General features: G+C 33.8%; 12 protein-coding genes. 4 read left to right on the top strand and 8 right to left on the bottom strand.

The features are described from left to right. Positions 1-54 precede the first annotated feature (54 nt). The 4 genes from MW871_RS00780 to MW871_RS00765 all read left to right on the top strand — a co-directional run bounded on the left by MW871_RS00780 (position 55) and on the right by MW871_RS00765 (position 3,893). Complete coding sequence (locus MW871_RS00780) at positions 55-1,302, top strand: hypothetical protein (RefSeq protein WP_248427237.1); 1,248 nt, start codon at positions 55-57, stop codon at positions 1,300-1,302. Between the two features lie 96 nt (positions 1,303-1,398). After that, positions 1,399-1,911, top strand: coding sequence for a hypothetical protein (locus MW871_RS00775; protein ID WP_210645054.1), 513 nt, complete (start codon positions 1,399-1,401; stop codon positions 1,909-1,911). A 60-nt stretch (positions 1,912-1,971) separates the two neighbouring features. Continuing rightward, positions 1,972-2,922: a DUF6175 family protein gene (locus MW871_RS00770; RefSeq protein WP_248427236.1), complete on the top strand. Its 951-nt coding sequence runs from the start codon at positions 1,972-1,974 to the stop codon at positions 2,920-2,922. Positions 2,923-2,939: 17 nt separating this feature from the next. After that, entirely contained in the window at positions 2,940-3,893 is a 954-nt protein-coding gene (locus MW871_RS00765) for a hypothetical protein (protein WP_210645051.1), read from the top strand. A 103-nt stretch (positions 3,894-3,996) separates the two neighbouring features. Here MW871_RS00765 and MW871_RS00760 read toward each other — a convergent pair whose 3' ends face one another. From MW871_RS00760 to MW871_RS00725, 8 genes are all read right to left on the bottom strand, one after another. Beyond that, on the bottom strand, positions 3,997-4,227 hold the full coding sequence (locus MW871_RS00760) for a ferredoxin (protein ID WP_188049201.1): 231 nt from the start codon (positions 4,225-4,227) through the stop codon (positions 3,997-3,999). After that, positions 4,227-5,468, bottom strand: coding sequence for a peptidase U32 family protein (locus MW871_RS00755; protein WP_248427235.1), 1,242 nt, complete (start codon positions 5,466-5,468; stop codon positions 4,227-4,229). The genes MW871_RS00760 and MW871_RS00755 overlap by 1 nt, the downstream gene beginning before the upstream one ends. Before the next feature lie 70 nt (positions 5,469-5,538). Continuing rightward, positions 5,539-6,924, bottom strand: a complete 1,386-nt coding sequence (gene trhO, locus MW871_RS00750) for an oxygen-dependent tRNA uridine(34) hydroxylase TrhO (RefSeq protein WP_248427234.1) — start codon at positions 6,922-6,924, stop codon at positions 5,539-5,541. 552 nt (positions 6,925-7,476) lie between these two features. Further along, positions 7,477-8,085, bottom strand: coding sequence for a hypothetical protein (locus tag MW871_RS00745; protein WP_248427233.1), 609 nt, complete (start codon positions 8,083-8,085; stop codon positions 7,477-7,479). Positions 8,086-8,327: 242 nt separating this feature from the next. Next, positions 8,328-8,738 (bottom strand): BrxA/BrxB family bacilliredoxin, encoded by a 411-nt coding sequence (locus MW871_RS00740; RefSeq protein WP_188049197.1) that lies wholly within the window; start codon positions 8,736-8,738, stop codon positions 8,328-8,330. 107 nt (positions 8,739-8,845) lie between these two features. Further along, complete coding sequence (locus tag MW871_RS00735; RefSeq protein ID WP_248427406.1) at positions 8,846-9,997, bottom strand: lycopene cyclase family protein; 1,152 nt, start codon at positions 9,995-9,997, stop codon at positions 8,846-8,848. A 36-nt stretch (positions 9,998-10,033) separates the two neighbouring features. Further along, positions 10,034-10,498: a thioredoxin family protein gene (locus MW871_RS00730; RefSeq protein ID WP_248427232.1), complete on the bottom strand. Its 465-nt coding sequence runs from the start codon at positions 10,496-10,498 to the stop codon at positions 10,034-10,036. Then, the gene (locus tag MW871_RS00725) at positions 10,498-12,750 is read right to left on the bottom strand and encodes a TonB-dependent receptor (protein ID WP_427854610.1); all 2,253 of its coding nucleotides are present in this window, start codon (positions 12,748-12,750) and stop codon (positions 10,498-10,500) included. The genes MW871_RS00730 and MW871_RS00725 overlap by 1 nt, the downstream gene beginning before the upstream one ends. Positions 12,751-12,802: the final 52 nt, after the last annotated feature.

Raw genomic sequence — 12,802 nt, 5'->3', positions numbered from 1 at the left:
AGAAAAAACGGGGAGTAACTGAAAATCCAAAAGAGTAAGAATCAAATAAATTTTATGAAACTTAAAAATGTGTTTTTACTAGTTTTGGTATTGTTCAGTTTTAACAATTTTGCCCAATCCAATAAAGATTTAAAAGATATTAAATATCGCAGAAGTTCTTTGCATACTATTTTAATAGAATCTGAGAATTTTCCAAAAAAAGAAGCAGTTATAAAAGCATATTACAGCGCACCATTTCCTGATAAATATGACAATCATAATATTGGAGAGAAATCTTTTGATCCTAAAAAATTTGGTGCTGCAAAAGACGATGCCTCTGAGAAAGAAATGATGGATGTAGTTGCAAATTATTTAAAAACGAATAAAATTGCGAATAAAATGGTTGCCAAATGGTTTAACAGAAAAGCCAATGGTACTTTTGATATCGATTTAATTAGCGAAAGAGGACTTCTTAGTGCTTCCTTTACAGATGTTAAAACGGCAGCTGCTTCGGCTGAGGGGAAAGCTTTATTGCAAACTGCAGGTTTAGAATTACTTAACAACACATTTGTTGTAGTTTCAAAAATGAAATTTTACGAAAATGAACCAGTAGCTAGAGCCGCAAAAGTTGCTGCTTATGCAGCTGCAGATAAAATTAGCGTTGCTATGTTGCGTAACAAAGCAGTTGCTGTTGCAGATAAAGCGTATGATGTTGCAAAAGAAGGATATTCGGTTTGGACTACTTCTTTTTTATATAAATTAAAATGGGACGATGTTACGAGTAATACTTTTTATCAAGATTATTGGTTAAGTGATGCTAAAGAACCAAACGCTGCAGCAAAAAAGAAAAATTTTGATACTACAGACTTGTTTCAATTAGAGTTTATTGGTTCCGAAAGTGCTACAAGTTTAGTTACTTTTTCTCTTTCAGAAAAAAGAACTGAAAATCAAATTATTGATTTAGCAGTGACGAGAAACGTTGATAATGTTTATGCCAAATTACAGAAGAAATATGATGTTTTTAAAACTAAAGTTCCGTTGTATTCTGCTAGTCCTTTAAGTGCAAAAATAGGAATGAAAGAAGGATTAGAAGGTGGTGAAAAATTTGAGGTGCTAGAAGCCAATATGGATCCTAAAACGGGAATTATTGAGTACAAAAAGAAAGGTACTATAAAAGTTGATAAAAATAATATTTGGGATAATAGATATAATGCGGGTCTTTTAGACGAAGACAACAAAGGGGCTAAAAAAGAATTAGAAGCTACTTTGTTTGAAGGAGGAGGAAAATTCTACTCTGGAATGCTAATCAGACAAATTAATTAAATTTTATTAAAAATCAGAAATCATATAGAACTGTTTAAAGGTTTTCAAACAGTTCTATTTGATTTTTTCAATTATGTTAATTTTAAATCATTTCTAATGAAAAATATCAAATTTATTATCACTCTATTTTTAGTAGTTTCCTTTTCTACTTTAAGTGTAGCGCAACAAAGAAAAGCAGATAAAGATACTGCTGCTTGGAGATACGAAATTGAAGCTGTGCAAACTGGCGTTCAAGGTACTTATCTAATTAAAGTTTGGTCGTATTCAAAAAAACCAGATGTTGCTATTGACCAAGCGAAAAAAAATGCAATTCATGGAATAATTTTTAAAGGTTTTACCGGAATTTCAGGTGTTCCTGGACAAAGTCCTTTGGCGAATAGTTTAAATTTAGAAGATGAAAAAGCAGATTTCTTTAAACCGTTTTTCAAAGATGGTGGCGATTATATGAAATATGTTTCTCTATCAAATGATGGTGCTGTTGCTGCTGAAGACAGAATGAAAATGGGTAAAGAATATAAAATTGGAGTAATTGTAGCGGTAAATATTACGAATCTGAGAAAAGATTTAGAGAAAGCCGGTGTTATTAAATCACTATCTAGTGGATTTTAGTTTGAAAATTAATACCCTTTAATAAAGCAATCTATATTTTATAATAATGACAATCGTATAATGATGAAAAAAATACTTTTAATCACAATAATAGTTTTAAACGCAGTACTAACTGTGAACGCACAAGCAAAGAAACCAACAATTATGGTGGTTCCTAGCGATGTTTGGTGTAATCAAAGAGGATATATGCTCGATTTTGATAATCAAGGAACTTATGTACAAGTACCAGATTACAAGAGAGCATTACAAGAAAATGCCGCATTACTTATTGTAATAAGTAAAATCAATGAGTTGATGGCGTCGAGAGGATTTCCTTTAAAAAACTTAGAATCAGTTTTAAAATCTTTAGACGGAGAAGCGGCTGAAGACGCAATGCTTACCAGTAAAAAAACAGGTTCGAATATTGTTGAAAGCCCAATTGATAAATTAAAAAAAGTTGCAAAAGCGGATATCGTAATGCAGATATTTTGGAATGTAAATCAAATGGGACCAAAACAGTCGGTAACATTTAATATTCAAGGATTAGATTCATACACAGACAAACAAGTTGCTGGAGCATCTGGTACGGGACAAGAATTAATAGGTTCTACGTTGCCAGTAATGTTAGAGACAGCTGTGTTGTCACACATTGATAATTTCAACGTGCAATTAATGAGTCATTTTGATGATTTATTTGCCAATGGTAGAGAAATATCTTTGAGAATTAAAAAGTTTGATGCTTTTCCAAATGACTTTGAAACGGAATATGCAGGAGAAGAATTGGGAACGCAAATAGAAAATTGGGTTCAAAAAAATACCGTAAAAGGACGTTTTAGCACGACAGATGCTACAGAAAATATGATGTTATTTGAGCAAGTTCGAATTCCACTTTTTGATGCAAGTGGTAAAGCTATCGATGCTAGAGCTTGGGCAAAAGGACTTCAAAAGCACTTAAAAGATACGTACAAAATTGAGGCTAAATTAATGACTAAAGGTCTAGGACAAGCTTCTATTGTAGTAGGAGAGAAATAAATTATAAAATCAATACGATGAAAAAAATAATCTCAACTGTATTCTTGTTTTGTGTTGCATTTGTAAATGCGCAAAGCAATCAATCAGACGCTGCTTCATTAATTGAGCTTACGCCTTACGTTTCTGACCAAGTGGAAGGAATAACAGAAATAGCTAGAAATAATTTAGAAAACAAACTCTCACAAATTGTTACTGCCAATGGAATGGGCGTTAGTGGTGGTGATTCTAGATTTATTATTACAGCCAATATTGTAGTTCTGTCTAAAAATATTACACCCACTGCACCGCCGATGCAAGCTTACACCCTAGAAGTGAATCTTTACATTGGTGACGGTATGGAAGGAATTAAGTTTTCTTCTCATTCTGTGACATTAAAAGGAGTTGGCGAAAATGAAACCAAAGCTTACATGGCTGCATTGCGAAACTTAAAAACAAATGATCCGCAGTATCAGACTTTTGTAAATAAAGGCAAGTTAAAAATTGTTGAATTTTACAATAAAAAATGCGATGCTATTATTGCTGAAGCAAAAGCTTATGCTATGAAAGGGCAATATGACGCAGGTTTATACAAATTATCTTCAATTCCTGTTGCTTGCAAAGAGTGTTATAACAAAGCTGTTCCAATTACTAAAGTGATTTACAAACAGCAAATTGATAAAGAATGTAAAAGCTATTTAGCTAATGCAAAAACAAGCTGGGTAGGAAATCAAGACCAATATGGCGCTACAAATGCGAGTGAATATTTAGCGATGATTGATCCAAATGCAAGTTGTTATAAAGAAGCTCAAGCTTTTTCAAATCAAATTGCAGCAAAAATTCTTTCTGATGAAAAAAGAGAATGGAATTTTAGAATGAAAGTTTACCAAGATGATGTTGCCTCAGAAAAAGCAGCTTTGAAAGCAGCTAGAGATATTTCGTTAGCGTATGCTAAATCTGAAAATGTATATTACACGGTTGTGGGTTGGTGGTAATAGCTATCCAGTAATTTTTAAATAAAAACAGCTGTAAGAGTTATTCTTACAGCTGTTTTTTATTTAATTTCATTTTATAAATTCTTTTCAAAAAGAAGTAGGACTAAGTTTCTTTAACCGAAATAATTTTCACCGGGCACGCTTTTGCCGCTAATTCACAACTTTCAACAATGGTGTGATCAGCTGATTTTAAAGTATAAAAACCTTTAGCATTTACGGAGTGAATCAACACTGATTTGCCGTCTTTCTTAGACATCTGAAAATGCGCTGGATCCATTTCTACACAGTAATTACACCCAATACATTTGTCTCTTTGTAACGTTATGATAACCATTAGGCTTCTACAATTTTATATAATTTGTCGGACATTCTGATTCGGAACGGCAACTTTAAAGTACAATCGTCTCCTTTTGTTGCTTTTTGTGCAGCAGTGTTATTTACTTGCATTTCTTCGATAATCATTTCTTGTGCGCCGGTACTTGGCCCTGTCACTAGAATTTTATCGCCAACTTTTATATCGTAAGCCTCAATTTTAAATTGTCCAACCGCTGCTTTTGGGAAATAATGCGTTCCTTTTCCAACATATACTTTTTTCTGAGTCGCCAAAGATCCCGAAACATCGCTCCATTCGCCTAATTCTTGTCCGAGATAATATCCTGACCAAAATCCACTATTGTAAACGGTGTTTAAAGCTTCCATCCAAACTGCCACTTTTTCTTTTGTAAATTTGCCTTCATAATAACTATCTATTGCTTCACGGTAGGTTTTTATTACGGTTGCCACATATTCTGGAGCACGACCGCGACCTTCAATTTTTAAAACTTGAATGCCAGAATCAATTACTTGATCCAAGAAATCAATGGTACATAAATCTTTTGGAGACATCATGTATTCGTTATCGAGTTCAATCTCAAAACCCGTTTCTTGATCAATAACCGTGTATTTTTTGCGGCAATTTTGCTTGCAAGCACCACGATTGGCCGATGAATTATTGGAATGTAAACTCAAATAGCATTTTCCCGAAACCGCCATGCACAAAGCACCGTGACCGAATATCTCAATTTCAACCAACTTTCCGCTTGGTCCTTTAATTTCTTCTTTCTTAATTTGCTCGGTAATACTTTTCACCTGACGCAAACTCAGTTCCCGACTTAAAACCATCGTATCGGCAAATAGGCTGTAGAATTTTATGGTTTCAATATTAGTCACATTCAACTGCGTCGAAATATGAACTTCCATTCCAATTCCTCTTGCCATTGCAATCACGGCTTGGTCAGACGCGATTACGGCTGTAATATTGGCTTCTTTGGCTTTGTTTAATAAAGTCTTAACCACAGATAAATCGTGATCGTAGATTATGGTGTTCAGAGTCAAATAAGTTCTGATTTTTTTTGCTTCGCAACGACGGGCAATTTCAGGTAAATCATCCATTGTGAAATTTACCGTGGCACGAGCTCTCATGTTTAATTGCTCTACACCAAAGTAAACAGAGTCTGCATTATTGTCTATTGCAGCTTGAAGCGACTCAAAGTTCCCAGCGGGAGCCATAAGTTCTATTGTATTGTTAGTTGTCATTATTGTATGAAGTAAACCTTTGCCAAGTTTTAAATTTTGACAAAGGTGATGAGTGAATTGGTTTGAAAAATTAGTCTAAAACCTTATATAATTTATCAGACAAACGGATTCTAAAAGGTAATTTAAAGGTGCAAGTGTCTCCCGAAGTAGCGATTGTAGCATCAATGTCGTTCACGAACATTTCTTCGATGATCATTTGCTGTTCCCCAGTTGTGGTTCCTTTAATTAAGACTTTATCACCAATTTTTATTTCTCCTTCTTCAATTAGAAATTGAGCAACGCTTGGTTTTGGAAAAAAGTGAGTTCCTTTTCCTATGTATTGTTTTTTAATTTTTGTTTCTTTTTTCAAAACAGTAGCCACTCTGCGAGCTGTTTTTGTTTCGGCTAATTCCGTGAGATTTGGAACCAAAGCCAATGGATCTTGATTGTTTTTAAAAGTCAACACCTCTGATTTTCCTTTTTTGAAAATCATGTTGCCATTTTTTATTCCTCGTCGAACTGCTTTTTGTTCCTCTTCAGGCAAGTGAATTATATCTACACAAGCGGAAGAACAACAGCCTTCCATAGCTGATGCACATTCTTCGCATTGAATGAAAAGCAAATGACAACCTTCATTCGCACAATTCGTATGTACATCACAAGGTTTGCCACATTGGTGGCATTGAGACACGATGTCGTCTGTGATTCTTTCGCCCAAGCGGTGATCAAATACAAAGTTTTTACCGATGAATTTACTTTCTAAACCTTGTTCTTTTACTTGGCGCGTGTATTCAATAATTCCGCCTTCCAATTGGTACACATTTTCAAAACCTTTGTGTTTAAAGTAGGCACTGGCTTTCTCGCAACGAATTCCTCCGGTGCAATACATCAACAGTTTTTTATCTTGTTTGTGCTCCGCTAATTGTTCTTCGATGATAGGCAAACTTTCGCGAAAAGTATCCACATCTGGTTTTATGGCTTTTGTAAAATGACCGATTTCGCTCTCGTAATGATTGCGCATATCGACTACAATAGTATTGGGATCTTCTAATAAATCATTGAATTCCTTCGCTTTTAAATGTATTCCAATGTTGGTTACATCAAAAGTTTCATCCACTAAACCATCGGCAACAATCTTGTCACGGACTTTTACGGTTAGTTTTAAAAAGGAATGATCATCATGTTCTACGGCAATATTCAAACGAATACCTTTCATGAAACCGTACGCTTCTATGGTGTCTTTAAACGCATAGAAATTATCTGCGGGAAGCGAAAGTTGGGCATTTATCCCTTCATGAGCTACGTAAATCCTACCTAGAACGCCTAAGGGATTCCACGCCAGAAATAAATCGTTACGAAATTGTGATGGATTTTGAATTTGCGCATAAGCATAGAAAGACAAAGTAAGTCTTTGTTTTCCGGCATCATCGATCATGATGGCTCTTTCTTCTGCGCTTAAGGTGTTATACAGTTGCATGCTATAAACAGTTTAAGTGTGAAAAATTATTTTTGCAAAAGTAGATAATTTAACTGAAAAGCTCGCAAAGTTTATGAAAGGTTTAATTTGTAGGAGCTTCTTCCAGCTTTTCGCTATATCTCTTGTTTTCGCTAGCGCTACAACAAGAGGATGCCGCTGCAAACAAAGTTTACTGAACTCCTGTGAAAATATATTTATGTGAAGTAATCTGGGCTATTATTCTTGAAGTTGAAAGAATATTTTGCGCTTATTTTGTCATTCTGAGGAACGAAGAATCTTTGTAAATTGCTCAAATAACTATGATTCTTCCTTCGTCAGAATGACAATTTTCTAAGAAAATGATTGAAGTATCTGAATGTTTTATCGACAATAATAGGAATTAATTTGATAGAAAAAAGACCAATATATTAATAGTAGGATTGGTGTCATTTTAAATTATCCAAATTCCTACCTTTGGTGTAATTTGTGGATATTATCACTTTTTTGTTCTATTATTCCTGTTCAAAGTACCTTGAGTTTTTAACCAGAGTAGTTCGTTTTTTTTATTACTACTTATTTATTAAGTCTTTTGTTTTTTATTATTTCTATTGATTTGATTGCCAAAACGGGAGATATCTTGACATTCCTGCTTCCTTTTTCAACATAAAAATAATAGGAACTATTTGATCCAATTAGGAAGATGTCGCTTATTTCGTCATCGCCAAATTTCATTTTATAATCGTAATTGAGGGTGTTTTTAGATATTTTTTTCGCCACTTTAACGCCACTGCCTAGTCCAATTCCAAGGAAAAACGATAATAGGCCAACAGCTAATATGCCTATAATTAGTTTGCTACAAAATGTTTTTACTTCCTCTTCAGTTATTTCTGAAATAGGCTTTTTTAAGTTAATCCTTTTCTTCAACCAATCTTTATTAAAGTTTTTGGTAAGAAGTAAATTAATTATGTAGAGAATTATCAGATAAACAATGAATACTGAAAGTATTAAAGGAGTTGATGTTAAGTCAGCAATTGGACTGATTAATATATCCATTATGTTAGAATACTTTAAAATGTTTATTCCAACTTGATAGTAATAAATACTTTCTTTTAATATCCCTAAAATAACAAGGAATAGATAACCAAATGGGAGTATTTTTTGTAAAGTTTCACTAAATTTCATATTATTTCTTATTGTTTTAAAATAGAATATTGTCAGTTATTTAAAACAAATATACAAATAATGGAATTATTTATATTAGATTTTCTATGCTTGCTAGCCCAGATAGTAGTGGAAATCCTTTTTAAAAGCTTCCAGCCTTATAAAGGCTGGAAGCTTTTAAAAAGATTGAAACGAATAGCTGGATGTGGCTCCAAATAAAAAAACCACGAATGAACGTGGTTTTAATTTGACTTTTTATTGGTTTAGCAATACTCGTTGAAAGCATCTTTCAAGTTTTCTGCAATCATTTCAGCTGGACGACCTTCAATGTGGTGACGCTCTAACATGTGAACTAATTCACCGTTTTTGAACAATGCCATAGCTGGAGAAGATGGAGGAAAAGGAAACATATGTTGTCTCGCTGCATCAACTGCATCTTTATCAACTCCTGCAAAAACAGTAATTAAATGGTCTGGTTTTTTAGCACCATCTAAACTCATTTTAGCTCCTGGACGAGCGTTTCTTGCTGCACATCCACAAACTGAATTCACAACCACTAAAGTTGTTCCTTCTGCTTTTATTGCGCTATCTACTGCCTCAGCACTATGTAAATCTTGAAAACCTGCTGACGTTAATTCCGCTTGCATTGGCATTACCATTTCTTCTGGATACATATCGTTGTATTTTAAGTATTAATTTTAATTAAGCAAAGTTACGAAGTTTAAAAAGAACTCCATTATGTGTAGTATAAAGTTTTGTTATTGTTTGATAGACATTATTTTTATTGAAATAAATGCCTACCTGAACGGACTAAAGCATCTATAAAAGGTATTTTAGGACATTTCCAAATCACTTGAAGATCTTCGGCGAAAGTAGTTTCTTCATCCAGAAATTTAAAAATCAAAGCGGGACTTCCTTTTTTAAATAGAGACGAAAATATCGAAGCTCCTAATTCGTTCTTTCGATATAAAATATCCAAAAGCAACAAATCATAAAACCAAAATTTTGTTGTTTTGTGGAATTTAGTTAAGTCAGTTTCTTTTTGTAAAAATCTAACTAATTCTGTTGATTTTTTATCGGAGCTTTTAAAAGTATAACCTGTGCTGGCTTTGGTCCATCCGCCGGCTGTTCCTATATTCAGTACTTTTTCAGTATTCTTTTTCCAAAAAGGATAGCAACTCATTGGTATACTTCCTTGTTCTTTTTCCACTATTTCATAATCTGTGATTCCAAGTTTTTGAATGTACTTGATAATCTCGTTTTCGTATTCTTCTTTTGGTAATAATTGAGCAGAAAACAAGGTGTATTCTAACAAAGCTTCCGTTGAAGAAGTTGGCAAAACATACATAAACCGCGTGTTTCCTCTTTGTTCCACAGAAAAATCCATAAAAGTAGCTTGGTTGGCGTTGAAAACTGCTTGTTTCGATTTTATAAACCATCCTATAAAATGCTGTTGCAAAAGCGGATAATTGGTTTGGTTTTCGACCTCTGATTTTCTGTAAATACTGTTGATTACTTTGCTACAAGTGAAGTTTTCTAAAGGTGTTGCTACAAAAACATGATTTACGAGTTCATTAATGTCAGTCACTTTTTCGTTTAGAAAAGTAATATTTTTTTGTTTCGAAATCAATTCGAATACTTGATTGTAGAAATCCAGTCCTTTAACCATATTGTATTGATAAGGTTTTAAATCAAGATCTCGACTAAATGTAGCATTGGCAAACAAAGCCGAATCCCATTTTTTAGAAATACTTTTTTCCCATTTTGATTCGTTTTGTTCCCAAAAACACCAGGTTCTGTCATTATCTTTTTTGGTGTTTTCATCGATTAACAAAATAGATTGATCATCAAATTTTCCGGATTCAATCATTTTATAAATTGTCATTAAAGCTGCTAAACCAGTGCCAGTAAAAATGTAATCGTAATGTTTCATAATAATTGGAGCATAATCATCTCCAAAAATAGGCAATTATTTCAGTTTGTCAAGGATAAGCAGTAAGGCTTTCGCTGAAAGAAAGGAACCTTGTTGCAATATAATCGAGTTATCATGATAGAGTATTGTCAAGCTAGGATAGACGACTTGATTGTCAATTGTCGCTAAGGCTGTCGCCAATTCGTGAACTCCAGTATTTGTTCCGTTCGGTTGGAATTGAAATGTATGATTATTGAAAACGATGTCGTGTTTTGTTTCTGCATCAAATGAAATGAAATAGAAATGGTCGTTTAGCGTTGCTACAATTTTTGGGTTTTTGAACGTAGCATTTTCCATCATTTTGCAATATTTACACCAATTTGTATGCGTAAATACAACTATAGGTTTGGGATTTGCCTTTGATAATTGTTCTGCTTGCTCAAATGTGTTTAATTTCAATTGGGCAAAACCCGAAGGAATTGCCCAAAGAAACAATACAAATATGTAAAGTGCTTTTTTCATTATTTCAAAGTGTATCGTAATCCTAGAAAAGTTCGAATTCCTTGATTTGGTCCATAAACATAACTTGGATCAAAAGTTAAAGCGTACGGATTATCAGCGGTGGCTTGTACATTTCCAGTTGCGTCATATTGTACATTTTTATCAAATGGATCATTTGCTCTTGCAATAATAAATGGGTTTCCTTTGTTTGGCGTCCAATTTAAAAGGTTTTTCACTCCTGCATAAATTTCGATTTTCTTGAACTTATTAAAAGTAAATTGGATATTCTGTATGCTCCAAGTTGGTGAGTAGTCTTTTCTTGGATCTAAAGGACCTAAAGTTGGTAAACGCATTGGACCATAAATATTTCCAGTGTAATCTAAATCTAAAAATAGTTTATTTATTCGGTACGAAATCGCCCAAGTTCCTGAGAATTGTTCTGTTAAGATTTGCTTAGTAGTAACGTTGTTCTCTGTTTTGGAAACATCCATAAAAGTAGCTCCTAAAATCATTTTCAAACCATTTGTGAAAACGAAGTCAACATTAGAGCTTATTCCTTTAGTAACTGCGTGACCATCTAAATTTTTATAAATAATTTGGTTAGGATTTGTGTCATAATCAGGAATAATAGAATTACTAAATCGAGTGTACCAAGCGGTTGTTTCAACTCCTATAAAAGTTCCATTTTGAGCGTAAAGTTTCTTCAAATAGTTCAAGTTAACATTAAACGAGCGCTCTGGCTTTAATTCTTCAAGCACAATTACGTCGCGAGAACCAGTTAAAGCAGCATGTTCTTCAGTAAATAGATTTACAATTCTAAAACCAGTTCCCGTATTGAAACGTAGAATATTATTGTCATTCAGTTTCCATTTATAAGCTAATCTCGGAGTAAAAATAGAACCGTGGTTGCGGTTGTAATCGTAACGAGCACCAAGAAGTACTTTATGATTTTCATTAAATGCAACTTCGTCTTGCACAAATAAACTTGGAATCCAGTTAATGTCTTCCTTCACGGTTGCAGTCGTATTATCATCGTAATATTGATAGCGCAAAGCTGTTCCAAAAAGCAAATCGTGATTATTTAGTTTTTTGTCCCAAGTCAGTTGCCCAAAACCAATGCGCTGTTTCGCTAAATACGGAATATCTCCATAAACCGAGTTTTGATCGTGATCCGTATAGGAAAAAGAGAATAACATTTTCTCGGCGATAGGCAATTCATAAGCGCCTAACAATTCCCAACGTTTGGTATAAATGCTCTCGCCATAGACTTCGTTTCCGCCACGGTATTTTTTCTCCCACTGCATTTCACCGCCCCAGCGATCTTCATAAAAATAACGTCCTGCTAATGAGAATTGCTTGTTATTTTTTCGATTAAAATTCCATTTCTGGAAAACAGAGATTCGATCTTGTAGCGTTAAGTCAGTAAAATTATCGTTGTTGTTGTCTATTGGATTACTGTAGTTAAAGTAATTAATTCCAGTTAACATCGAGATGTCTTTAGTAACATTTGCTTTAAAACCTAAGTCAACGTTGAGTTCGCCCCAATCAGTTAAGAATGAATCAGCAGAAAAAAGAGGTGCATTTTTAGGATTCTTAGTGATGATATTTATTAAACCACCCACGGCTTCACTTCCATACAAAGAAGAAGCAGGACCTTTCACAATTTCGATACGTTCCAATAAAGAATTAGGAATTCCAGAAAGTCCGTACACCGTTGAAAGTCCGCTCACGATAGGCATTCCATCAATCAAAACCAAAGTATATGGACCCTCAAGACCATTGATGTGAATATCTCCAGTGTTACAAACATTACAGTTCAGTTGCGGACGTACACCATTTACGTTTTGCAAGGCTTCAAAAATATTTGCAGTTGGATTTTTCTTAAAGAAAATAGGTTTATAAACTTCAACAGGCACAGGACTTTCTAAACGCGATACCGCTTTTAAAGTTCCAGTGATTACCACTTCATCTAAAGTATTATTTTCCTGAAGTTCAAAATTCAAGTAGATATCAGTACTATCGCTAACCGTGAAATTACGTGTTTTTGGTCTAAAACCAGTATAGGAAACTTGAATTTCATAGGTTCCTTTTGTAATGTTTTTAATGTCAAAATTCCCTTCGGAGTCGCTAACTGTTGATTTTTTCAAGGTTTTAATAACAACATTTGCTAGTGGTAAAGGCATTCCATCAGCGGAAACGCTTCCTTTAAGTGTAGTTTGACCAGTCATTATGATGCTGAATAGTATGCAAAAAAGTAGAAATAGATTTTTCAATGTTTTGTTTTTAGTTATGGATGTGTTTATAATTTAGACAAATCTAAAAATT

The sequence above is a fragment of the Flavobacterium pygoscelis genome, assembly GCF_023162025.1.
Taxonomy (GTDB): domain Bacteria; phylum Bacteroidota; class Bacteroidia; order Flavobacteriales; family Flavobacteriaceae; genus Flavobacterium; species Flavobacterium pygoscelis.
This window is presented reverse-complemented; position numbering and strand designations above follow the sequence as displayed.